Origin of the sequence: Devosia sp. 1635 (assembly GCF_013185955.1) — a bacterium.
Lineage (GTDB): Bacteria > Pseudomonadota > Alphaproteobacteria > Rhizobiales > Devosiaceae > Devosia.
Genome location: NZ_JABAOM010000007.1, coordinates 22896 through 44915, shown reverse-complemented (window position 1 = coordinate 44915; position 22020 = coordinate 22896). Strand labels below are relative to the sequence as shown.

At 60.4% G+C, this 22020-nt stretch carries 30 protein-coding genes; 9 read left to right on the top strand and 21 right to left on the bottom strand.

Going from position 1 to position 22020, the window contains the following annotated elements; genetic code table 11:
- Positions 1 to 132: 132 nt before the first annotated feature.
- Complete coding sequence (locus HRU92_RS19360) at positions 133 to 1566, bottom strand: DUF6600 domain-containing protein (RefSeq protein ID WP_173088966.1); 1434 nt, start codon at positions 1564 to 1566, stop codon at positions 133 to 135.
- Positions 1567 to 1786: 220 nt separating this feature from the next.
- Here HRU92_RS19360 and HRU92_RS19355 point away from each other — a divergent pair, with 220 nt between their 5' ends.
- Positions 1787 to 2530 carry a sulfite exporter TauE/SafE family protein gene (locus HRU92_RS19355; RefSeq protein ID WP_173088964.1) on the top strand — a complete coding sequence of 248 codons (744 nt, stop codon included), beginning with the start codon at positions 1787 to 1789 and terminating at the stop codon, positions 2528 to 2530.
- A 951-nt stretch (positions 2531 to 3481) separates the two neighbouring features.
- On the top strand, positions 3482 to 4414 hold the full coding sequence (locus tag HRU92_RS19350) for a metallophosphoesterase (RefSeq protein WP_173088962.1): 933 nt from the start codon (positions 3482 to 3484) through the stop codon (positions 4412 to 4414).
- 163 nt (positions 4415 to 4577) lie between these two features.
- Here the strand turns inward: HRU92_RS19350 and rpsU are convergent, their stop codons facing one another.
- The 18 genes from rpsU to HRU92_RS19260 form a co-directional block, all read right to left on the bottom strand.
- Positions 4578 to 4919 (bottom strand): 30S ribosomal protein S21, encoded by a 342-nt coding sequence (gene rpsU, locus HRU92_RS19345; RefSeq protein WP_173088960.1) that lies wholly within the window; start codon positions 4917 to 4919, stop codon positions 4578 to 4580.
- 280 nt (positions 4920 to 5199) lie between these two features.
- Positions 5200 to 5610, bottom strand: coding sequence for a hypothetical protein (locus HRU92_RS19340; protein ID WP_173088958.1), 411 nt, complete (start codon positions 5608 to 5610; stop codon positions 5200 to 5202).
- Positions 5611 to 6092: 482 nt separating this feature from the next.
- Entirely contained in the window at positions 6093 to 6434 is a 342-nt protein-coding gene (locus HRU92_RS19335; RefSeq protein WP_173088956.1) for a hypothetical protein, read from the bottom strand.
- Between the two features lie 178 nt (positions 6435 to 6612).
- On the bottom strand, positions 6613 to 7221 hold the full coding sequence (locus HRU92_RS19330) for a hypothetical protein (protein WP_173088954.1): 609 nt from the start codon (positions 7219 to 7221) through the stop codon (positions 6613 to 6615).
- Positions 7218 to 7358, bottom strand: a complete 141-nt coding sequence (locus HRU92_RS19325) for a hypothetical protein (RefSeq protein ID WP_173088952.1) — start codon at positions 7356 to 7358, stop codon at positions 7218 to 7220. Before HRU92_RS19325 ends, HRU92_RS19330 begins: the two co-directional genes overlap by 4 nt.
- Positions 7358 to 8014, bottom strand: a complete 657-nt coding sequence (locus tag HRU92_RS19320) for a hypothetical protein (protein WP_173088950.1) — start codon at positions 8012 to 8014, stop codon at positions 7358 to 7360. The genes HRU92_RS19325 and HRU92_RS19320 overlap by 1 nt, the downstream gene beginning before the upstream one ends.
- On the bottom strand, positions 8011 to 9609 hold the full coding sequence (locus HRU92_RS19315) for a tape measure protein (protein ID WP_173088948.1): 1599 nt from the start codon (positions 9607 to 9609) through the stop codon (positions 8011 to 8013). Before HRU92_RS19315 ends, HRU92_RS19320 begins: the two co-directional genes overlap by 4 nt.
- Positions 9599 to 9808 (bottom strand): hypothetical protein, encoded by a 210-nt coding sequence (locus HRU92_RS19310; RefSeq protein ID WP_173088946.1) that lies wholly within the window; start codon positions 9806 to 9808, stop codon positions 9599 to 9601. The genes HRU92_RS19315 and HRU92_RS19310 overlap by 11 nt, the downstream gene beginning before the upstream one ends.
- 419 nt (positions 9809 to 10227) lie before the next feature.
- Positions 10228 to 10566 (bottom strand): DUF6074 family protein, encoded by a 339-nt coding sequence (locus HRU92_RS19305; protein ID WP_173088943.1) that lies wholly within the window; start codon positions 10564 to 10566, stop codon positions 10228 to 10230.
- Complete coding sequence (locus HRU92_RS19300; RefSeq protein ID WP_173088941.1) at positions 10563 to 11096, bottom strand: winged helix-turn-helix domain-containing protein; 534 nt, start codon at positions 11094 to 11096, stop codon at positions 10563 to 10565. Before HRU92_RS19300 ends, HRU92_RS19305 begins: the two co-directional genes overlap by 4 nt.
- Positions 11097 to 11249: 153 nt before the next feature.
- Positions 11250 to 11435 (bottom strand): hypothetical protein, encoded by a 186-nt coding sequence (locus tag HRU92_RS19295; protein WP_173088939.1) that lies wholly within the window; start codon positions 11433 to 11435, stop codon positions 11250 to 11252.
- 184 nt (positions 11436 to 11619) lie between these two features.
- The gene (locus HRU92_RS19290) at positions 11620 to 11805 is read right to left on the bottom strand and encodes a DNA-binding protein (protein ID WP_173088937.1); all 186 of its coding nucleotides are present in this window, start codon (positions 11803 to 11805) and stop codon (positions 11620 to 11622) included.
- A complete protein-coding gene (locus tag HRU92_RS19285; protein WP_173088935.1) occupies positions 11792 to 12076 on the bottom strand; it encodes a hypothetical protein in 285 nt (94 codons plus the stop codon). The genes HRU92_RS19290 and HRU92_RS19285 overlap by 14 nt, the downstream gene beginning before the upstream one ends.
- Positions 12073 to 12354 carry a hypothetical protein gene (locus HRU92_RS19280; RefSeq protein WP_173088933.1) on the bottom strand — a complete coding sequence of 94 codons (282 nt, stop codon included), beginning with the start codon at positions 12352 to 12354 and terminating at the stop codon, positions 12073 to 12075. The genes HRU92_RS19285 and HRU92_RS19280 overlap by 4 nt, the downstream gene beginning before the upstream one ends.
- Positions 12341 to 12622, bottom strand: a complete 282-nt coding sequence (locus tag HRU92_RS19275) for a hypothetical protein (protein ID WP_173088931.1) — start codon at positions 12620 to 12622, stop codon at positions 12341 to 12343. The genes HRU92_RS19280 and HRU92_RS19275 overlap by 14 nt, the downstream gene beginning before the upstream one ends.
- Positions 12615 to 12845 (bottom strand): hypothetical protein, encoded by a 231-nt coding sequence (locus HRU92_RS19270; protein WP_173088929.1) that lies wholly within the window; start codon positions 12843 to 12845, stop codon positions 12615 to 12617. The genes HRU92_RS19275 and HRU92_RS19270 overlap by 8 nt, the downstream gene beginning before the upstream one ends.
- A gap of 2 nt (positions 12846 to 12847) precedes the next feature.
- Positions 12848 to 13237 (bottom strand): hypothetical protein, encoded by a 390-nt coding sequence (locus tag HRU92_RS19265; protein ID WP_173088927.1) that lies wholly within the window; start codon positions 13235 to 13237, stop codon positions 12848 to 12850.
- On the bottom strand, positions 13234 to 13410 hold the full coding sequence (locus tag HRU92_RS19260) for an Arc family DNA-binding protein (RefSeq protein ID WP_173088925.1): 177 nt from the start codon (positions 13408 to 13410) through the stop codon (positions 13234 to 13236). The genes HRU92_RS19265 and HRU92_RS19260 overlap by 4 nt, the downstream gene beginning before the upstream one ends.
- Positions 13411 to 13521: 111 nt before the next feature.
- Between HRU92_RS19260 and HRU92_RS19255 the strand changes: the two genes are divergently transcribed.
- From HRU92_RS19255 to HRU92_RS19245, 3 genes are read left to right on the top strand one after another with little or no spacing between them, the layout of a single operon-like run.
- On the top strand, positions 13522 to 13896 hold the full coding sequence (locus HRU92_RS19255; RefSeq protein WP_173088923.1) for an Arc family DNA-binding protein: 375 nt from the start codon (positions 13522 to 13524) through the stop codon (positions 13894 to 13896).
- Positions 13886 to 14170, top strand: a complete 285-nt coding sequence (locus HRU92_RS19250; RefSeq protein ID WP_173088921.1) for a hypothetical protein — start codon at positions 13886 to 13888, stop codon at positions 14168 to 14170. Before HRU92_RS19255 ends, HRU92_RS19250 begins: the two co-directional genes overlap by 11 nt.
- Positions 14170 to 15360, top strand: coding sequence for a site-specific integrase (locus HRU92_RS19245; RefSeq protein WP_173088919.1), 1191 nt, complete (start codon positions 14170 to 14172; stop codon positions 15358 to 15360). The genes HRU92_RS19250 and HRU92_RS19245 overlap by 1 nt, the downstream gene beginning before the upstream one ends.
- 719 nt (positions 15361 to 16079) lie before the next feature.
- Here HRU92_RS19245 and HRU92_RS19240 read toward each other — a convergent pair.
- A complete protein-coding gene (locus tag HRU92_RS19240; protein WP_172125509.1) occupies positions 16080 to 17021 on the bottom strand; it encodes a LysR family transcriptional regulator in 942 nt (313 codons plus the stop codon).
- Positions 17022 to 17181: 160 nt separating this feature from the next.
- On the opposite strand from HRU92_RS19240, the gene HRU92_RS19235 reads away from it, so the two are divergent.
- The 4 genes from HRU92_RS19235 (at position 17182) to araD1 (ending at position 21076) form a co-directional block, all read left to right on the top strand.
- Positions 17182 to 17703: a TRAP transporter small permease gene (locus tag HRU92_RS19235; protein WP_172125430.1), complete on the top strand. Its 522-nt coding sequence runs from the start codon at positions 17182 to 17184 to the stop codon at positions 17701 to 17703.
- Positions 17700 to 18977, top strand: coding sequence for a TRAP transporter large permease subunit (locus tag HRU92_RS19230; protein ID WP_172125432.1), 1278 nt, complete (start codon positions 17700 to 17702; stop codon positions 18975 to 18977). Before HRU92_RS19235 ends, HRU92_RS19230 begins: the two co-directional genes overlap by 4 nt.
- Positions 18978 to 19006: 29 nt before the next feature.
- A complete protein-coding gene (locus tag HRU92_RS19225) occupies positions 19007 to 19993 on the top strand; it encodes a TRAP transporter substrate-binding protein (protein ID WP_173088917.1) in 987 nt (328 codons plus the stop codon).
- A gap of 87 nt (positions 19994 to 20080) precedes the next feature.
- Positions 20081 to 21076: an AraD1 family protein gene (araD1, locus tag HRU92_RS19220; RefSeq protein WP_172125436.1), complete on the top strand. Its 996-nt coding sequence runs from the start codon at positions 20081 to 20083 to the stop codon at positions 21074 to 21076.
- Positions 21077 to 21173: 97 nt separating this feature from the next.
- Here araD1 and HRU92_RS19215 read toward each other — a convergent pair whose 3' ends face one another.
- Positions 21174 to 21956, bottom strand: a complete 783-nt coding sequence (locus tag HRU92_RS19215) for an SDR family oxidoreductase (RefSeq protein WP_173088915.1) — start codon at positions 21954 to 21956, stop codon at positions 21174 to 21176.
- Between the last annotated feature and the right edge of the window lie 64 nt (positions 21957 to 22020).

Genomic DNA, 22020 nt, shown 5'->3' with positions numbered 1-22020 from the left:
CCCCATCGCACTCGCACCGACACCAGATGACGAGCCGCCCAACTTCAGCATCCTCGCGCTAGATAGCCCGTCGATCAGTGTGAGTTAAAGGACGGACCGGAAGGTGCCTCCTTCCGGTCCGTCAGGCTTTGGCTATTGAGCGGCGTCGCCTTCCACGGGGGTGTCCTCGGCTGCAGGACCTTCGGTGTCCCCAGCTTGCGATGGTAGGCAGGCGCCATCCACAAGCTGTTCTCCTGCATCACAGTTAGGCTCCGCGGGAGCTGCGTCTTGCTCGGCTGGAGCCACGTTCTCGTCGGTTACGGCATCTTCGGAATCATCCTGAGCTTGGGGCGTTTCGGAGGCACTTTCAGCGTCCGAAGCGGGCTGCGGTTCCTCCACGGCCTCGGAGGCTGGGGTTTCGCTTTCCGTCAGATCTTCTTCAGCTGGCGCGCTTTCCTCGGAAGTCGCATCTTCTGTGGCGGGAACGGCCTGGGTCCGCGTGTTCTCGGCTTCTGGTGCCTCTGTTGTCTCTGGCTCCGTGGTGCCGTCAGCTTCCGTTGACTCAGTCGCCTCAGTGGCTTCCGAGGTGCCTTCTTGAGCGGAGGCGGAGCCTTCGGCCTCCTCATCCTCGGCCGTCGGCGTCTCGGGCGCACCAGCCTTGGTCGTTTCAACTTCCTCCACCGGCGTTGCCTCGGTGGTTGCTTCCGTGGTGGTTTCTGTTGCCGCCTCTGTGCCCGCAGTGCCGCCCTCGGACTGGATCACCTCGACCGCTTCGGTTTGCTCAACAGCTTGCTCAGGTGCCGCTTCTTCCGTCGGTTCGGCGACGGTCTGGTTGAAAATCTGAATAGTGTCCCCTTCGCTCGAAACGCTCACCGCGCTGGGGTCACTGGCCTGTTCAACATTGTAAACCGTCACAGACTGGTTGATCTGCTGCTCGATATAGGTGACCTCCAGCACGTTGTTGACCACCACGTCCCCCGCCACCACCACCGGGCCGAGGAACTCCGTGCGTGTAAAGTAGTCGGGTTCATCCGAGCCGAAAACAATACTCACCGACAGATCGGGTTCGACAAAGCTGCGGGTTGGGACGAACACCCAATAGTCCTGCGGTAGCTCACGGCTGCTGATCTCAAGGGAAACAGCGTAGCCGTCATTTTCCGGCGGGAGTGGCGCCCAGCCGACAACATCGTCGCTCCGGCGCCAGCTGACCCAGGCCGGGGCCCATTGTGTGCCGGGCACCCAGCACCAGCCGAGCTTTTCGTCATCCAGCCAGCGGCCGTAATGGTAGGTAGCCCAGGCAAATGGCTCGTCGGACTGGAAGTACCAACCATAATCGGCCAGATAGACCCAGCGGCCTTCGGTATAAGGACGCCAGCGTGTATCGATGCCCGTTGGGCAGAAGACGTGACGATATTGCGGGTGGCGTACCCAAACCCCGTGTGGCTCAAGCTGGTCAAAGAACACACTGAAACTGACACTGGCCGATTGCGCCTGCGCAGGCGTGGTTGCCAGTGGGCCAGCGGGCATAAGGCTGGTGGAGAGCATAAGTGCTGCTGCTGCGCTGACGAGCATCCTGGTCTTGATCATAAGTGTCCTCCAATTGTGCAGGGTCAATCATCAAAAGTTCGCCCGGACATAGAATGACGCTGCAACGAGAAGCGTTCCTAAATACATGTTCAAAATCAGATGCTTACAGTTAGTTGGCACTGCTGTAAGGAGATCGTCAGCTTTCCGGTCGGCCCCGCCCGAGCTGAGTAGCGCTCCTTTCGATTTGCCAAGCCGTTATCGGTGTAGTGAGACTGACAAGATGGAAGACCTGCCACTCTTGGCTGTAATCGGCGCAACTTTCTTCGCAGCGGGCTTGGTGAAGGGCGTCACCGGAATGGGCCTGCCTACGGTGGCAATGGGCGTGCTAGGCGCTCTCCTAACGCCCCTCGCTGCTGCATCCCTCCTTTTGGTGCCATCCTTCATCTCAAACGTCTGGCAGATCTTCTCTGGACCTCGGCTCGGAGCTATGGTCGTTCGACTTTGGCCGATGATGCTGAGCATTGTTATTGGAACCATCTTCGGCTCAGCACTCCTGATAGGGGGCGACACTGAGGCGACGACAACGGCGCTCGGGATCGCCCTTGTCCTTTATGCAGCTTATTCGCTGCTCGCGCGTCCGCTTCGGGTTTCGCAGAGGCTCGAGCGGATCACTTCCGTGGTTGTCGGTGGGGTTACAGGACTGGTGACCGGCGGCACCGGTGTCTTTGTTATTCCCGCTGTTCCCTTCCTTCAGTCGCTTGAGTTTGACCGGGACGAATTGGTGCAGGCCCTCGGCTTGTCCTTTACAGTCTCAACCGTCGCTCTAGCTCTTGGGCTAGCGTGGAATGGGGACATCTCTAGCGATAATTGGCTTACCTCGAGCTTGGCTGTCGTGCCGGCGCTTCTTGGCATGGCCGTAGGGCACGTGATCCGAACGCGGATCAACCCGGCGATTTTTCGCCGTGTGTTTCTCTTCGTTTTGCTTCTCCTGGGCCTCGAAATGGCAGCGCGATCGCTGTACTGATGCTTGCACCGGTCGAGTTCCCTTTCACCCTGGCGCATTACACTCGGGTGGCAGCTTTTCTGAAGCAGCCGTCAAGAAGTAGGCCGACCACATTCCGCACCGAAGTAGCCGTTGGAGACCGTGACCCGATTATCTAAACGAGCAAGCGGCAACCCATACCTCTTCCGCTGATACCACACCCTACGGCTACTGGTGATTACGTACAATCAACATCAAGCCCCTTTGAAACTGCGCTTCAGCGGTTAAGACTAGGTGTAGGTGGCAGAGGCAAGATGTGCTCACAACAGCCAAGGGGTGCTCGTTTGCGCACACGCATGACACTGGTCAGAAACTTTCTCGAGCAAGCTATGGTCATCCTGCCTTACGGCCATCCAAGTTCGATCGAACTCGAGGAAGCGCTTGAGTGTGCAATTGCCCTTACCGCACGTTAGGACACGTACGGCTTGAAGGCGGCCACAACGTCATAGATTTTCCTGAAGCCGCCAGGCGCCTCAGACCTGCCCAGTAGTGGAGATCTCAGGCCAAAGTCTATGCTCCTTCACCCGCTCGGCTGAGCGGCACTGATGGCGGCGAACGCCCATCGTGATCCTTAGCCTACCCCCGCCCACTTAGACCCCAACACCCCCCGTTGGGGTTTCTTTTTACCGCGCCAGTGTGATTGGTCCGGCGCGAAGTGATGCTCGAGTGGCAACAAGATCACCTCAGCAGATTCGCCATAGGCGCCAATACCGGTGATGCCGGTGGCAAACGCCGCGTCGTGGATATCGCAATTGGGACGCCAGGTTCGGTCGGCCAGAAGGTGCATCCGTCGTCTTCGAACATGCCAAGCTCCGGGCAATAAAAAGCCGCCCGGAGACGGCGATAAGGTCGGTCATGCAACAGTTGCAAGGACGTCACTCCAGCGAAACGTGCCACTGCTAGAGGGGACCAGCACAGTCAACAGGAGACGACATGCTCACCCGACGCACTCTGCTTAAAGGCGCCGGCGCTGCTGCGCTGGTTATGCCCTTCGCCGGATTCGCTGCACCCGCCAGCGCTGCGCAATCCGACCCGCTTTTCCGGTTCGGCGTCATAGCCGATCCACAATATGCACCCTTTCCGAACAAGGTAGGCGGCACCCGGTACTATGCAAACAGCTTGTGGAAGCTGGACACGGCACTTCAGGCCTTCAACAAGGAACCACTTGAGTTTGTGACCACTCTCGGGGACATCATCGATCGGCACTGGGATAGCTTCGGCGACATCCTGCCGATTTACGACCAGCTGGAGCACCCCCACTTTTTCGTTCTGGGCAATCACGACTTCGAAGTAGGCCAAGACTACCTGCGGTCGGTTGTCCGCAATGTCGGGCTGGAGCGCTCCTACTACGACTTCCCTGGTGGCGGTTACCGGTTCCTAGTGATCGATGGAAACGACGTGAGCACATTTGCTCCACCGAGTGGTGATCCCCGCCTGGAGATCGCTGCCGAGCGTCTGGCCAAGTTGAAAGAAGCTGGCGCAGAAAATGCTCAAAGCTGGAACGGCTCACTCAGCGACGAACAATTCGCATGGCTGGAGGAGCGACTTAGCAGCGCGAAGGCTGCCGGAGAAAAGGTGATCGTTCTCAGTCACTATCCGGTCTATCCCGCCAACGTTCACAACATGTGGGACAGCGAGCGGATCGTTGATCTCCTCACCAGCTACGACAACTTCGCGGCCTTTTTCAACGGCCACAACCATGCTGGCAACTACGGCGCCATTGGCGATCAGCATTTCCTGAATTTCAAGGGCATGGTCGAGACTCCCGATCAGACCGCCTACTCAACCGTGAGCGTCTTTGATGATCGGATTGAGGTAACCGGCCACGGCTTGGAAGAGGACCGCAATCTCACCATCGCTTCGTAAGCTTATGCCGTGACATGTCGTACCGCGCTTCTTACGGCATCCTCAGCATGCTTCTGAGCCAAGGCTAGGTCACGACTGGCGAGACGCTCGCCAGTGTTCATTGCTTTCTCGGTGAAATAGCCCGCGTTGGGATGCCGGGGCGGGCTATAATCTGGCGACCCTATTAACCGCCCCGAACTAAGGACGGTGCAACGATGCGCTCTGGACCCTTTCTTTTCGGGCCTTCGATCAGGCCTTCGCGGATGGCTTGCTTGCGCGCATCTTTGCGAACTCGGCGTACAGCCTCCCCGGCCTGCCGCGCACGCTTCTCCGAGGGTTTTTCGTAGTAGGCGCGGAGCTTCATTTCGCGGAAGACGCCCTCCCGCTGGAGCTTTTTCTTGAGCACCTTCAGTGCTTGGTCGACATTGTTGTCTCGGACTTGAATCTGCAAATGGTTTCCTAGCTCGGTCGCCGCTTCACCGAACGGGACAAGCGGAGAAAGCGCCCTCTGGCGCCCCGGCGGCATGACCTAGCACGTTGATTGTCGGACCGCATAGGCCGGACCATCGCTTTAGTGATTGAGCCAAGCCCGGTCCTACCGTTGCGTACCCATGAGCCACCACGTCGATCCGAGCGAAGAAGCCGAAGCAAGAGAAGCCGAAAACCAATGCTTCCGAACCGAGCCTCAAGGGGTTTGCGGCACCGACTTCTGGCGCAGGCAAGAAGAAGTAAGTTAGCCGATTAGCCGTATGGGCTTACCCAAGTTCCAAGCAGTGAGAACAGACCCACTGCTTGGTCGCGGTGCTCTAGCCGCAGGAAATCTCGTCTATGATGCTGGTATCTTGGTCGAACCAGACATTCACTCGGTCGAATCGCAGATCCGAAGTCACGGCGCACTCTGTGCAGGCAGTGCGTAGGTCCTCGCCAACTTCGTCAGCTGGGAAACTGTCTAGCGGTTGGCCAACCAGCTCCTGAAAATCCGAGGCCTTGCACTGATCCCCGAAATAGTAGGCCGCCCGCTCTCCGTTCTGCTCGGCAATCCACACGCCCCCACCATTGGGGTGATTGATGATTGTGGAGCCTTCCGGAGCCCAGTACGTAAATGGCGGGGGCGGGTTGGCTTCCATCACCACCCGAGGCTCGGGTAAACCGCCCGCCTCACCTTCAGTGTCTTCCGCAACTGCAACGCCTGGCAGGGCGAGCAACAGAGCAGCCAAGCACCATCCTAATCCTGAAGTCCGCATGTCATTGCTCCCACGGGGCACCATCGAAGCAGATCATGGATCCGCGACGGAGCCTAGCCTGCCGTGCACGACTTCACCAGACCGCCTAGATTGAGGCTACGTGGCTCCTAATACCGCTTCGCTCACCTCCCCGCTGCCAAACTCATCAGTGCTGATCAGCGCCAGTTCCTGCTCATAGTCGCGCTCGGCGCTGGTCTTGAGCGTGGAGCTGCATGCGGCGTTCAGATGCTACATCAGCAAAGGACGGCCCCTAATCCAGCCTCGCCTCCTTGTCGGGTGAAGGCCTGCAACGCAGCACCGCAACAGCCACGTATTCGGGGGAGAGCTCTACCGCATAGCAGCCGCGGTTTTCCAGTTCCGCGGCGATTATCGTCGTCCCCGAACCACTGAATAGCTCCTGCCCCGTTGCGCCATTCAGATTGTATTCTCCGCCATAGGGTGGGTCGTCACACTCGTCAGTCGTTGTTGACGGCCAGGCGCGGGCCGGATGGGGGCGCAAACTTGCTGCCTTCAGCCACAGCGTCTGCTGCCTGCTGCTGGATTTCCTTCTTCCCGGGGCGTGGCGTAGCCGCTGACAGCGTCTCGCGCTCCTTGAGCACCGTTGCCGCCGCCGATGCCCCAATCAGCTCCAGCATCTTCGTTTGTGCCGATACGTTGCCGCCCATAGCGGAACGATACCGGGCCAGGAGCAGGTCCGCGCGGACCTTAGCGGCACCGCGATCCAATTCCAAAACAAAATGCTTGGCCAATGTGGGCACAGACAGCCCAATAGCCTCAGCTATCGCCTCCTGAGACATGCCTCCAGCCTTGAGAACACGGACCTTTTCGCGCTCTTCATCGGTGGCACATGCTCCCGCCGTCCGCTATTCTTGTTGCCAGCCATCGGTCAAAATCTCGGTGTGGAATAAAAAATATCGTGGTGAGGGGGACGCGGGTCCAGACGGAGATCGCCTTCCAGACTTTGGACCACCCCCCCTAGTCCCAATGCCTCAGCACCTCAACCTTGATGCCGGTTCGATCAACTCGGGTGTGCTGAGCGAAGCCGCCCACGGCGTGCACACCCTTGCCGCCGGTCGCTGTGTCCCACTGCTTGGATCGCTGCAGCTCCATGACCGCTAAGCCATAGGTCGCCGGGTCTGATTCATCGGGCTCTAGCTTCCGCAGGTCCAGGTCGTAGGGAGTGAGGCTCTTACGCACCTCTCGGGCGAGGTAAGGGGCTACCGCAGTAGCTTGATTGCACAGCACCCAAGCCTGTGGCGCGTCCATCGCCTCCGACCAGCCAATCAGAGCGGCCTCGAACCTGCCGGGTGGGAAGAAGCCCTGAGTGCGGGCGTACTGTTGAATGGCAGAACCAAAGCCATGGGCCACCTGGTCAAAGGTGGTGAAGCCGGGCTGCGTGATCGCATCCCAGATCATGTAACCCACTGCGGCCCAGCCGTTGCTTGCGATGGCTGCGTTCAGGTGGGGGAAGATCTGGACCTTATTGCCGATGCCGACCAGCCGCCCGGCCTGAGCATCATACAGCCCACCATCGGTAAATAGGTGGGCCGCGTGCTCCCTCACCAGGGCGTTAAGCGCGGTCACTTTTGGGCTTCCTTGCGCTTGGGCGTGCAAGCAAACTCTTTGTGGGTGGCGTCGATGGCCGGGATCGTGGCGCCGGCCATGAACGCACTCATACCAGCGCCGACCAGGGCAGCGGTGATGGATGTGAATATTGCCATTAGACGTTCTCCTCACGAGGTGAAATCAACTGACCCACAATGTCTGGCCATTCGTGCACACGATTGATGGTGACGCCTTCGGCATTGATGACTGCATGGTCGACATGGCCGCCGATGTAAAAGCCCTCGGCTGCGCCGTCGAGCGGCTTAGCCGTCCACTTCCGCTGCATGTCGAGCAAGGCCACTCCGGCGCTGACAAGACCATTGCGGATGCCACCAATGGCTGTGATGTGCTCACTGGAGAAGCCAGGCCCTGACGCGGCGATGCTGGTCCAGGTCGCTTGACGGGGACCGTGTGCGCTGCCCCGGTGTATGTGCAGCAGGCGCGGTCGAGTGCCTGCTTGCATGGTGGCAATGGCCAAGCTGAAGGAACCATGGCTGGCGAAGAGGGTGTCAGCCAACTCTGGCAGCGTCTCGATCAGGTAGTCGTTGGCGCTGTCCTGGTTGTCCTGGAAGGTGACAGTGGACTTCATGGAGTGGATGAGCAGCATTCCGCAGGCATAGGAATGGCCGGTGGCTACCGCTGCCATCGGCATCAGTGGAGACCATTGGATCTTGGTTTCGGCGCGCACCAGCCGCGCTTCACCATCGGTGGTTGCTCCATCCGAGACGATCTCGACGCGGTTGTGGTACGCCACTGCGAAGAAGGCGCTCAAGCCGCGAGCCCCAGCTGTTCAGCCATGGCATTCAGGCTGGCTGTCTGGTCCCCGAGGCAGGCAACAGCATCGGTCCGCCGGTTGAGCATGTCTATCTCGCGCTGCTGATTGGCCATGGCCTCGTTGAACCGCTCCAGTGGGGATTGGCCACCGCCGCCGCCACCGCTGCCACTGGTGCGAGCGCCACCAGTACCGGCAGGCTTGCCCTCTTTGATAGAAGCCGTTTGCTGCGCCAGCCTCGGGCGCGTGGCAAGCTGCTCTCGCCGTTGACCCTCGACATTGCTGCCGGATGAATGCCCCGCAGCTGCCGCAACAACGGCCGCCGCTGTGGCCACGGCTTCGGAGCGGGTTGCAAGCAGTTCAGCTCGCAATCCTTTGAGGCCATCCACAACCGCGAAGTTGACGGACAGCCCGCCGAGCTCGCGGAGCGCCTGCATTAGATCGTCTGACGATGTTTCCGCATCGCCGAGCAACGCGACGAAGGCGTCAACGCGGGCGCGCTGCTCTGGTGGCACCAAGTCGATGTTTTCGAAGCCCAGCATCACTGCCAAGGCGTTGCGGGCAGCAGCGTCCAGGTGCTCAAGCTTCTCCGCCCCATCGAAGGCCCGAAGCCCGTTGTCACCCAGACCGTCGAAGAAACGCCCAAGGCGCTCGAACTCATCAATGGTGTTGCTCAGGGTGGGGCCATACCCGCTACTTTCAATCCAACGGTTCACATCGGAAAGCCACTGCACGAACCGGCTGTCAGTAAGCCGCTCGACGGCTGCGGCCAAGCGATACAGGTCCGCCGAGAAGGCGGCACTCGCGCCGGTGGCTCGATCAAAGTCGCCAGCTGCTTGAACGAGCGTCGTCTGAAGCGATTGGAAGCTCTGGTCGATCGTAAGGACCGAGCTTGCCGCTTTCTCGCGAAGGCCCGCAGCGCCAAGCTGAAAGCCCCGGAAAAACACGTCGCTGGAGACTTTACCATCAACGACCAGCTGGCGAAGCTTGGCCACGCTGCCCCCGGCCTCGGTTATGCCGGCCGCTGCCGCCTGGGCAATGGTTGGGGCCCCTTCCAAGATCGAACTGAATTCTTCAGCCCGAACGGTGCCGGCGCCCAGCGCTTGAGACAACTGCGTCAGCGCCCCAGAGGCGGCTTGTGCATCGGTGCCGGCCACGCGCAGCGCCACGGCCACGTTGTCGGCGAACTGGGTCAAATCCTCGGCGCTGACACCAAGCTCGTTCTGCACCAGCGCAGCGCGACCATAGAGGCCGGCCAATGCCTCGAACGAGGCGCCGTTCCGCTTGGCGGATGCGGCCAGCTGGTCGTAAACCTTGGACAGTTGCTCGCCCTCAAGGCCCGCGACCTTGAGGCTGTTCGTGATGCGCGTGTTGGCGTCAAGGAGCTGTTTCGCGCCTCCGAGAGCCGCGCCACCGCCGGCGAACGCGAAAGCTTTGCCGAGAGCCCCGGATACGTTCAGCCCCGCCTTTTCGGCGCGCTTCTCGATCTTTCGCATCTCGGTGTTTGTCACGGCGTTCGCGCGCTGCATCGATCTTTCGAACTTGGTCGTGCTCGCCTCGAGCGATACGACAAGGCGCTCTAGGTCAGTTGCCAATGTCGCCTCCATCTTCGATGCGACGGGCCAGGTCGCGGAGATACTTGGCGGTGGCCTTCGCACCATCCGCGCAGATCGACAGGGCGACGGACTGGCGCATCAAAGGGCCGGCTATATCGTCCGGCTTCACGCCGTCGGCGAGGAGGCCGGAGGCAAGCTCCTGCAGCTGCGCGTCGATCTGTTCAAAGTGCTCTGCCATTGTCCTTGCCTATGCCTGTGGCGCTCATGGGCGCCGGAATGGTCTTTGAAGGAGGTGGTTGGGGCGCTGAGGGCTAAGCTATGCCGGGCCACCGCCCACGCTATCTGCTCGACCTCTGCCAAGGTCGGCAGCGCGGCCAGCGGACTTTCACAAATTATGCCACGCCGCCGTTGGCGGCGACGTGACGTGTCACGGTTTACGGAATGCCACCGCCACCATGTTAGCGACGGCGCGCTCAAGCGCCCGTCGCACTATCTCGGGATCATCACTGCCATGGCTGGGAAGATACCCGGCGTCTGAGAGTACGGCTTCGATCTGAACTTCATCTACCTCTATGGAATAGACGCGACGTCCGGCCTTACGCCGGCCGCGCCGGCGACGTTCGCGCTCTGCATGTGAATGCTGGGCGCGGCTCGATATCACGCAGCGCCACCAGGCTGTTGAAGACCAGTATTGCTCAAGCGGCACATTTCCGAGCTCACCGTCTCGGCGAACGCACGGAGCTGCCGATCGATTTCAGCATCATCCATGCCGACCTTGTCCAGTGTGCCGGCCATTCGGTTGCACACTTGGCTCCAGTACGTCTCGCGCTGGGGTCCTTCGGCTCGGCGCAGCAGCAGCACGGCCACGTGTCGGGCTTTGCCGATGTTGCGGCGTTGCGGAAAACAAATGATAGTCGCGCCCGCAGGCGCCGGCACTGAGGCTTCCATGACAATCTCCTGAGGCGGGGTCCATGCGAACAGGTCGAGTTGCATCATTTCCCAGCCTTCCTGGGTGGGTGGATTTGTTCTCTTAAGGTGTTGGGGTGAACTGGAGTGCATGTCGCGACATGAAGTGGAGTGCATGTCGGACCTGTTTTCTGATGTGAACTGTAGTTCATGTCGGGAATCGGCTTTTTGCTGCGGGTCCGACCCCGGCGCCGATCCATCTCCTGCTCCTTCAAGCGGGCCAGAGCGGCGGGAAGATTGTCAGCGATAAACTCATATTCGTTGGATTTTTGCCGATTACCTCGCCGCCAGTGAAGCCATCCGCTGGCCTGCAACCTGCCGAGGCAGGTGATGACGTTTCTCACCGTCATATGCGTGAGGTCGGACAACGTTTGTTGCGACGGGTAAAGCAGCCAGGTGGCACCGTTAAGGTGGTGCAGGAGTGCGAACGCCACCCTTACGTCACTGGCGTGCAGGTTGGGGTCGAACGCCATCGCCTTCATCATGTCCAGCTTCCAGCTGCTAAAGCTAGCTTGGACCAGCTTGGCCTCAGTGCGGTCGAGGTTGTCAGGCTTGCTCATGCTGCTTCACCATAACGATGCGCTCAGCGCTGGCAGTCCTCTGCCGACGCTGAAGGTTCTCTTGCTGACGGCGAAGCACATGCTGTCGGCCCAAGGCTTTGGACCAATCCGGGCGCCCCACTATGGCGTCGTAGTGCCAGGGCTCGCGCTTTGTCATCGGCCAGCCAGTCCCTTCTCCCCTTCGCAGTGCATCTCCCACAGCGCTTTGCGGGCCGCGGGCAAGGTGCAGAAGGTGGCGATGTACTGGTCGGCAGGACCGAAGGCCTCATAACCCCGATCGGTGAGGCGTATGGTGCCGATGGTCGTTGTGCCCAGGGAAACGGTCTCGGTGAGCTTCATGGCTTAGTACCACGCGCTGAGGGTCGCAGCCCGTTGGCGTCAGCTGCGCCTGAACAGACGACGCAGACGCCTGCGTCCTCGTCCATCTCTTCGGCACGTCTACAGACCGGGCAACGCCAGTTGAAGCCGTCGTGAAAAGGCATGGCAGGGCCGTACCAATACGAGGGGGTGGGGATAGGCTTTCTCATGCTGCCACCCCGAAATGTTCGGCCAGTGCGCTCCTGCTGACCACCCATTGAATGCCCACCTTCCGCGCTCCGGGCAGATAGCCAGCCTCGAGCATGGCGAAGGTGGCGCGCTCAGTCTTGCCGATGAGGCGCGCGATTGCTCGCGCACCCCATACCAGGTCTAAGGGTTCAGCTTGCGTCACAGGGCACCCCCGCCACGCTCACTTTTCGACGCTCTTGCTGGTGCTCCAGGTAGTCAGCGCCGACGGCGCTATCGACGGCTGCGTGCAGGGTGCGCAGCTTCTGAATGGCAACTTCCAGCACATCAACCACGCAGCCCTTTTCCTCGCCCGACATCAGCGCGGCCCGTGAAACGCTGACGAGGCTTAGGGCCCGGCTGATTTCGTCGTGCCCGGACAGGATGGCATTGAGCAGCTTGGGATTGAGGCGGGCGAGTTCAGCAGCGGTTTTCAATGCCGTGCCTCCCCGCATTCGGGACCGGGCATAGCCCGCACCGCCTCGTTCATCAGGGCGGTGAGCTTGTCATCGAGGTGATCGGACAGCTTCCAAATCTTCTCGATCGCCCAGCTTCTGGCCTCGAGCTTTTCCTTAGATACCCGCCCTTCAAGGTCATCCTCCACGTCGTGTGTGAGGTCGTTGGCCAGGAAATGCGCAATCTGTTTGAGGTCGTACAAGTCGCCCCAGGCGGCGGACAGCGCCGTGTGAACGGCGATGGCTTCAAGAGTGGCCATTTGCACCTCCTGCAGCCAGCAGAGCACGGCAGGCTAGGACGTCATCCAGCAGCGCGGCAGTACGGCGCTGAGCCTCGAAAATCAGAAAGGCGTGGGCGTTTAGGTGATCGCTCGAATCGTAGATCCTCACGAACGTCCCGTCTGGCCCTTTCTGGCCGTTGGCTTGATCCTCCATGAGGACCAAGAGCAGTGACACGCTGCGCAACTCCATGACGCTATGTTCCAGGCCTTCGAACGCCCTGAGCTGTGCGGTTGGTTGATCAGTCATTCGGACCTCCCGCAGTGCGCTGGCATTCAAGAGCACGGGCGAGCTCGTTTCGTGCTCCGTGGATGACAGCTTGGCAGTCATAGGCGAGCACGCTCACGGCATCGTGGTGCTCGGCGTCGAGCGCATGCGCCGCCATGGCGATGCCCTCGCACCGGATGGATGCGTTGCTGAGCTGATCGAGGATGCTGATGATCTGGCTGGTGGTGATGGTTCCGGGGGCCATGGCTACGCCTCCTCATTGCTGGGTATGGCTAAAGTCGGCGTCTGGAGTTTGGAAGAGGCGCTGGACGCATGAAAGGGGCTGGTGCCCATTCGCATCGGCCAGAGGGCACAACCTACGGCAGTGCACTTGCGAACCTCGGCCACGTTATTGCCGCTGCAGTCGATGCACTTGGCGCGAATGGCCTTGATCGGGCTCTCAGGCTGCTGGAGCAGGCGAAGTTCGGCCACTGGAATTTGGCGGGGGTCCTTCCCGACCATCTGGCCGCCATCAGCCTCGAAGCTCGACGGTTCGAGGAAAGTTGCGCCGCGTGGCAGCGGCGTGGTAATGGTCTGCATCATCAGTTCCATGGGAATGGGGTTGATAGGGATGCCGCCTTGCAGGGCGGTGCTCATTGGGCCGGGGTGGTTACAGCCACCTCGGCCTTTTCATTTTCGGGCAGCGCCCGCTCGAGCAGGACGATGATCTCGGAGTTCATCGAGCGCCGGTTTGCATCCGCTGCTCGGCGCAGCCGCCGCTTTAATGGCTCAGGCAGCCGGATGCCCAGCTGGGGATCTGTTTTAGGCATTCACCTTCTCCTATCGCAATAGGCGATAACGCATTAACCATCGCCTAGTGCGATAATTGCGTCAAGCACTTTTATCGCCTATTGCGATATAGATGTTGCGAGGATAGATTGATGGCACCGCAGGACACCCCCAGTCGGAAGCTCGATCAGTACATAGTCCGCTTCCCTGAGGGGATGCGGGACGTGCTGAAGGCGGAGGCTGAGAAGAATAAGCGTTCGATGAACGCAGAAATCGTGCACCGCTTGGAGCGAACGTTGGAGATGGACAGCTTCCAAGGCGAGAATGCCGACTATCTGGAGCACCTTGCCTCCGCCGCTGGGGATGAGTACGTGCCGACCCAGTTGGATGCTGATTTGGTTGCGGACGAGAACTCCTTGGACCGCGATATCGAGCGCGCCATTGCGTTGGCGACAACCAAGGCCGTTCTCGAGGTTCTCAAAATGCACGGCGTCAGGCTCGGCAAAGGTGAGCGAGATGGCCGCTAAGCCCGCGCTCATCCGCCAGGGCGACGTCACCCGCATCCTGAAGGGTGCTGCGGCTGCAGGCATTTCGATGGGGATCGTTGTTACGCCCGGCGAGGTCCGCTTTGTACCAATCGACACCCAAAAGCCGGAGCAACAGCTGTCCGATCTCGATCAATGGAGAGCCAAGCGCGATGCGCGGCAAGCCAAAGAGGCCGCACGTTTGAGAGGCCTCGGCCTGGATCCGGACGCGCCGAAGACCGGACGCGGCCGAACCAAGGCGAGAGGTGCATTGTAATGTCCGTAAGAAAGCGCACCTGGATCAGCAAGGGCGTCGAGAAAACCGCCTGGGTGGTCGACTACGCCGACGGCCAGGGCAAGCGCCGGCTGAAAACCTTCGGCAAGAAGAAAGAGGCGGACGCCTTTGCGGCGAATGCCACTGTCGAGGTGCGCGACGGCATCCACGTTGCCGACGGCGCCACCATCACCATCGAGGAAGCGGGCAAGCTGTGGCTGAAGTCCGGTGACGCGGCCGGCCTTGAGCGGACTTCCCTCGACCAGCGTCGCCAGCATCTGAACCTGCACCTAGTGCCGTTCGTCGGCCCCACCAAGCTGACGAAGGTTACTGTACCGTGGGTACGGGCGTTTCAGGACCAACTGCGCGAGGCGGGCCGCTCGCCCGCAATGGTGAAGCGGGTAACGGTCAGTCTGGGCAGTATATTAGCGGACGCACAAGGCCGCGGCCTCGTGGTGCGCAATGCCGTGCACGAAGCTTCACGCGCACGGTCTGGCACCAAAACGTCAGACAAGCGCGCCAAGGCCAAGCTTCGGGTTGGCGTGGACATCCCGACCAACTCAGAGATCCGTGCCATCCTTGATGCTGCAACAGGCCGCTATCGGCCCTTGCTGGTGACGATGATCTTTACAGGCCTTCGAGCCAGCGAGGCTCGCGGACTGCGCTGGGAAGACATTGAGCTCGGGAACGCCATTCTGCACGTGCGGCAGCGAGCCGACCGCTATGGCGACATTGGCATGCCCAAGAGCGAGGCGGGACAGCGAGCAATCCCCCTGCCCCCCATTGTCGTGAACACGCTCAGGGAGTGGAAATTGGCCTGCCCGAAGTCGGACGCCGGGTTGGCGTTCCCGAACCAGTCAGGCAAAGGCGACTATCACCCCAACATGGTGCAGCGCGGCCTATGGCCGGCGCAGCTGGCCGGTGGAGTGACCGTGGTGGCTGGGAAGACGGAAGACGGCACGCCCGTGTTGGCGCCGAAGTACCCCGGCTTCCACGCGCTTCGCCACTGGTATGCCTCCTGGTGCATCAACCGGAAGTCGGACGGCGGGCTCGAGCTCACGGCTAAGGCCGTCCAAACTCGGATGGGCCATAGCTCAATCCAAGTGACGTTCGACACCTACGGCCACCTGTTTCCGTCGGCGAACGAAGGCGAGGAGATGGCTGCCGCTGAGCGCGCACTGTTTGCAACATAGCTGCAACATGGAAGCGGACAGCCCCGGAAATACTGGGCCCTGCCAAACACTCTGACTCCGTCAATCTTGGTTCGAATCCAGGTTCCCCAGCCACACTCTCAGCAAAACTCTTTGTTCCCAGCAGGTTAGTGCCAACGCCGCCGGCCCGACTGCGTGGTTTCCCACCAGTTTGGCCACCAGACACGATTCGGTTTGCGGATTTGCAGGGGAGCAATGTTCGCAGCCAAAGCTGTCGTTCCGGTCAGTTGGGAGCATGCATCGACATGCGCACCGGACATTACACGCGCCTGAAAGGTCGCGTGACCTACTTCCGCCGGAAGGTACCTGAGTTCCTTCAGGTAAGGCTTGCATCTACAGAGATCTGTTACAGACTTGGGGTCATCTCCTCCGCTTTGGCAGAGCGGCTTGGCCGCAAGCTGGCCTGGCTCAATTCGCGAACGGCGCGACCCCGGCCCGAGTTGAGGGATGGGGCCGCGAGGCGCGCGTAGTTGGTTGGGCCTCCATCGGTCTTGGCTCCGTGGACGTTCCGACCAAAAGTGACCTGACACTTCTCACCCCGCGCCAGTCGAACTGCCGGAACAGGCGCAGTGCTGAACAGCGGCTTGGACCATTCCAAAGGTCCGAGCACCTGCGCCGGCATGCCGAGGGCCGCAACACCTTTTACGGTGCGGGTCTTTTTTGGTATCCGATCAAGGCCGCTGAGATTCCCCCGTTCGGTGTCATGCCGGGATCGATACGGACATACTCGCCTGAGATTCCAGCTTGGCGTCGCTGAGCTGCTCGATGAACATTCGCATGACGGGAGACGGTTGCCGGTCCCAACGCGTAACCAGCATATAGGGCTCGGAGCGTGTGCGCAGGGTCACCGGCAGCACGCGGACCGCCGCCGATTGCGAAAAGAAATTACCTACGTCGGTCGACAGCAGCGCTACCATCTGATGACTGTGCCGCATTAAAGACATGGTAGCAAAGGCAGACGTGGTTTCCACCAGATTGGTCGGGAACTGCAATCCATACTCATTGAACTCGCGCTCGAGTAGCCGGCGCATCGGCATATTGGCCGAGCAGACGATCCACGGATAGTCTGCGACATCCTCGAGAGTCACGGCGCTCAGCTTGGCGCAGGGATGTTGCACGCTGACTGCAATGCACAGCTGCTCATCCTTTACCTTGAGCGTGTGATACTGTTCAGGTCGGTGGCTGACGCTGGTGCGGCAAATGGCAATGTCGAGCCGGCCGTCATCGATAAGATGAAGTAGCCGGGCGCTGGTATCCTCGTGCACCTGAACCGAGAGTTGGGGCTGCTTGTGCAGCAAGCGGGAGAGGCTCTGCATGGCGAGTGGAACAGCGCCCATTATCATGCCGATTGACAGTCGCCCGCCGACCCCTTCGAGCACCGCCTTCATCTCGTCGCGCAGGTGTTGCATGTCCATCATCACCATCCGTGCATAGCGGATCACGCAATGTCCAAGCTCGTTCGGCTCCAAGCCGCGATAGTTGCGGACGAACAACTGCTCGCCCATGGCAGCTTCTATTTCCTGCAATGCCTTGGTCGCACCTGGCTGGGTCAACGCCACCGCGTCGGCCGCCTTCTGGATGGAGCCGTGGTCTTCAAGCGCGATGAGCAGTCGGAAATGGCGCAGGCGCAGGCGCGCCGCCATGGAATCCAAAGATGGCAGCACTGATATAACTCCCCCTCATACCATTATCAGAACACCTCATTATACACGCTAGTAAGCGGCCGCTAGAGAAACCAGCATGCGTGTAATCCAAGGACCCGCCATCTCAAGGCGGACACTTTGCGCATGAGGAGGGCTGGGGTTGAACAAGCCAAAATTCGTCATCTTTCGCTGGATGGAGCATTTGCTCGTCCTGGGCATGGCCGTGATGTGCCTCTTGGTCTTCTGGAACGTGGTGCTGCGCTACGGCCTGCGTTCGGGCATTCCCATCTCGGTGGAAATATCTCGCTTGATCTTCGTCTGGATCATCATGCTGGGCAGCGTCGTCGCTCTGCGTGAAGGCGCTCACCTTTCGGTCGACGCCGTTATCAACCGCTTGCCCACTCGTGCTCGCGTGGGCGTCCTCTGGATATCCCACCTCTTGATGTTGGGTTGCTGCTGGCTGGTGTTCTGGGGGTGCCTGCGCCAGACGCAGCTCAACTGGAACAACGTCCTGCCGCTTTCGGGCGTGTCGTCCGGCCTGATCTACGCTTCGGGTGTCGTCGCCGCACTCCTGTGGGCCGCCATCCTCCTCTTCAATCTATTTAGTTCGGCCCGCGGCAATCATGCAGCACTCACCACTGCGGCCCTGCCTCTCGAAGCGAGTCATGGAGCTGGCCAATGAGCCTCGTCGTCCTTATCGGCTCGCTCGGTGTAGCCATGGCTATCGGTATGCCCATCGCCTTTGCCCTGATGGTTTGTGCCGTCGCCATGATGTGGTTCATGGGCCTCACCGATCCCCAGTTCCTGGCCCAGAAGATGATCGACGGGGCGGACAGTTACCCGCTGATGGCAATCCCCTTCTTCATCCTGGCAGGTGAGTTGATGACCGCAGGTGGCCTTTCACGCCGCATCGTGGACGTGGCAATGGCCATGTTCGGGCACCTGCGTGGCGGTTTGGGTTATGTCGTCATTGGCACGGGGGTGATCCTCGCTTCCCTCTCCGGTTCTGCGATTGCCGATACTGCTGCCCTTGCAGTCATGCTGATGCCCCTGATGGTCCGGGCCGGCTATGACGTGGGGCGCACCAGCGGACTTATGGCTGCCACGGGCATTATCGCCCCCGTCATCCCGCCATCGATTGGATTCGTGGTTCTAGGCGTTACGGCCAACCTTTCCATAGTCAAACTGTTTATGGCTGGGATTGTACCCGGACTGCTGATGGCATTGAGCCTCGTCGCGGCCTGGTGGTTCATCTCGCGCCGGGACAATGTCCAAACCCTGCCGCGTCAGAGCGGCCGTCAGGTTCTCTCGGCCATCCGCAGGGCGATCTGGGCCCTGCTGCTTCCCGTCATCATCGTGGTCGGCTTGCGCATGGGCGTATTCACCCCCACCGAGGCCGGCATTGTGGCAGCGGCATATGCCATGCTGGTTAGCGTGGTGATTTACCGCGAGATGACGTTCAGAGGCCTCTACAACTGCCTCTTGGCTTCGGCCAAGCTCACCGCGATCATCATGCTGCTGGTCGCCGCATCAAGCGTCAGCGGATTCCTGATCACCGTGGCGAATGTTCCGGCGCAAGTGATTGGCCTGCTTAGCCCGTTCATCGATCAGCCGATATTAGTTATGGCCCTGATGATGTTGGGCGTCTTCATCATCGGCAGCGTGCTCGACTTTACTCCGTCCATCACCATTTTGGTGCCAGTTCTCATGCCGGTAGTAAACGCCGCCGGCATCGACCCGATCTATTTTGGTGTCGTATTCATCATCTGCGCCGCCATAGGCATGATCACTCCTCCCGTAGGTGCAGTGCTTAACACCGTTAGTGGTGTGGCCCGCATTCCGCTCGAACGCTCGATCGTGGGTGTCCTGCCCTTCCTGCTGGCCGAATGCGCCGTGCTCATCTTGCTGATCTTGTTCCCAGCCATCGTTACCGCCCCACTTTCCTTGTTCTTTTAAACGACCCAACAAAAAAACCGGAGGAACCAATGAAGCTAACGCAACTGCTCACCGCCACTGCCCTGATGCTAGTTGCAGCTGGCCTGCCCGCTACAGCCCAGACTGCCCGCATTGGCTACGTCCCGACCGAGGATCACCCCGTCGGCCAAGGTGTCAACAAGTTCGTCGAACTGGTGAGCGAAAAATCCGAAGGCCGCATTGAGATCCAAAAATTCGGCAATGGCACGCTCGGCAACGAGCCCCAGATGCAGTCCTCGCTCCAGGGCGGCATCATGGAGATGATGGTCGGACCGACCTCTAACCTCGTCGGCTCCATCCCCGAATACTTGATCTTTGACCTTCCCTTCTTCTACCCCGATTTCGAAGCCGTCGATAAGGTCATGGACGGACGCGTCGGCAACGCCCTGTTCGCCAAGCTCGACGCCCTCAACATGGTAGGACTTGCCTATTGGGATAACGGTTTCCGGCACATGACCACTGCGGTGCGCCCGATCAATTCGGTTAATGACGTAGCCGGCCTCAACATCCGCGTCATTCCTAATCCGCTGTTCATCTCCACCTTCACCGCACTCGGCGCCAACCCCGTTCCCCTGCCTTACCCTGAACTCTTCACGGCGCTTGAAACCCGCGCCGTGGACGCTCAGGAGACCCCTGTAGGCCTGATCTATTCCAGCCGCTTCTACGAAGTTCAGGATCATCTGGCACTGACCGGTCACGTCTACACGCCATACCTGCTGCTGGCATCGAAAACATGGTTCGATAGCCTTCCGGCCGAGGATCAGGCGCTGGTGATGGAAGCTGCCCGGGAGTCCGCCGATTTCCAACGCAACCTTTCGCGTACTGATGCGGACCGACTAATCGGGTTGCTCGAACAAGAAGGCATGGAAGTGACCCGACTGTCCGACGAGGAAATGGCACGCATGCGCGAGACCGTCGCTCCCGTCGTCGCGGAATTCACCGAAACCATCGGCGCCGATCTTATCCAGCAGGCGCGCGAAGACATGGGCGCCAATTAAGCAGCCCAGACGGGAGGCGGCTAACCGCCTTCCGAGTTGGGCCCTAGCTACGGGCCCCCACATTTCAAAGATAACGGAGTACTTTTCATGCGGCTGATTCAGTTCGAGCCGACCGATGGCGCGCGCGCCGTTGGCGTGGTTGACGGCAATGCCATTCTCACCCTCAACGGCACGGCCACGGTCCGCCAGCTAGCGCTGGACGCCATCGCTGCCGGCCATTCGCTCTCCGAAGAGGTCGAGGTTCGGGGCACGGGCGAAACGCATGACTACGATGCGCTCCTGGCAGCCGGTCGCGTCCTGCCGCCGCTCGACCATGAAGATTCGGCCCATACGGTTATAGCCGGCACTGGCCTGACCCATACGGGCAGCGCCGCGGCCCGCAGCCAGATGCACGCCAAGATCGCTGGCGCCGAAGCTGAACTCAACGACTCCATGCGCATCTTCAAGTGGGGCGTCGAAGGCGGCAAGCCCGAGGCCGGTAAGGCCGGGGTTCAGCCGGAATGGTTCTACAAAGGGGACGGCGCTATCGTGTCCCGTCCGGGCCAGCCGCTGCCGATGCCAGACTTCGCCGAAGATTCGGGCGAAGAACCCGAAGTAGTTGGGCTCTATGTTATTGCCCCTGATGGCGCGCCCTGGCGCGTCGGCTTTGCGGTGGGCAATGAGACCACTGACCACGTCACCGAAAAGAAGAACTACCTCTACCTCGCCCATTCCAAGCTGCGCTTTTGCGCCTATGGTCCGGAGCTGCTCATCGGCGACCTGCCGTCAAATCTTGTCGGCCATGTCCGTATCCTGCGTGACGGCGCAACTCTGTGGGAAAAGTCTTTCCCCACCGGGGAGGACAATATGTGCCACTCCCTCGCCAACCTCGAATACCATCACTTCAAGTATGACCAATTTCTGCGCCCTGGCGATGTGCATGTGCAGTTCATGGGCACTTCGGTCGCCTCGTTCGGCGATGGCATCAAGACCCAGGTCGGCGATGTGTTCGAGATCAGCATCCCCGAATTCGGCCGTCCGCTGAGCAATGCCATTTCCTTGGCCCCCTCTAGGAACGGCCTCAACCCGGTCAAATCGCTATAATGATGGTGACCTCGCGCCGGTAATGGCGCGGGGCCAACTCACGACGACCCGGGGGTAGTTCAACCATCCTCCTGCCGCGACGGCCTGACAATGTAGGCTAAGTCCAGCCGCCGTCGACGACCATGATCTGGCCTGTGACCATACGGCTGTCGTCCGAGGCAAGCCAAGTGGCCATGTTGGCGATGTCCTGGGGGTAAACGGGGTCTGGTAGGCACTGCTTCTCCTTGATGGTCTGGAGCGCAGCATCGTCAATCCACAGGGTTAATTGCCGTTCGGTCATGGTCCAACCGGGAATGATGCAATTAACGCGGACGCGGTCCGGCCCTAGGTCGCGGGCGAGTGCTCGCGTCAGGCCCTCGATGCCGGCCTTGGCCGTCATGTAGAGCGGCATGTTGCTGAAACCGCCGCGCCAACTGATCGAGCCGGTATTGATGATCACGCCGCCACCTTTGGCGCGCATGGCGGGAGCGACCGCACGGGCGGCCAAGACGAAATGCTTGAGGTTCACGGCGATGCGCTCGTCGAAGAACTCGGAGGTGACGTCATCTAGTCTATGGCGCTGATCATTGGCGGCATTGTTGACAAGCACATCGATGCTGCCATTGGCACCAACAATGGTGTGGATGGCGTCCTGCAAGGCCGAAGCGTCGGTGAGATCGGCTGAAACAAAAACCGGCCGCTCATGACCCGCAGCAACCACGGCTTCCACCAAAATTTGAGACTCGTCCCGGGCGATATCAACGAAGCCGACGCGCGCCCCCTGCTCGGCAAAGGCTTTGACATGCGCGGCGCCGATGCCGCTGCCGCCGCCCGAGATGAAGACCGATCGCCCGGCCAAACTGGGATGGATCGACCGCAAGGCGGTGTCGTCATAGGCCATGGTGAAGTTCCATTTCATCGTTCTTGGCGCTGGCTCGGCCGCGCCAGCCGCAAGCTGTGTTCGG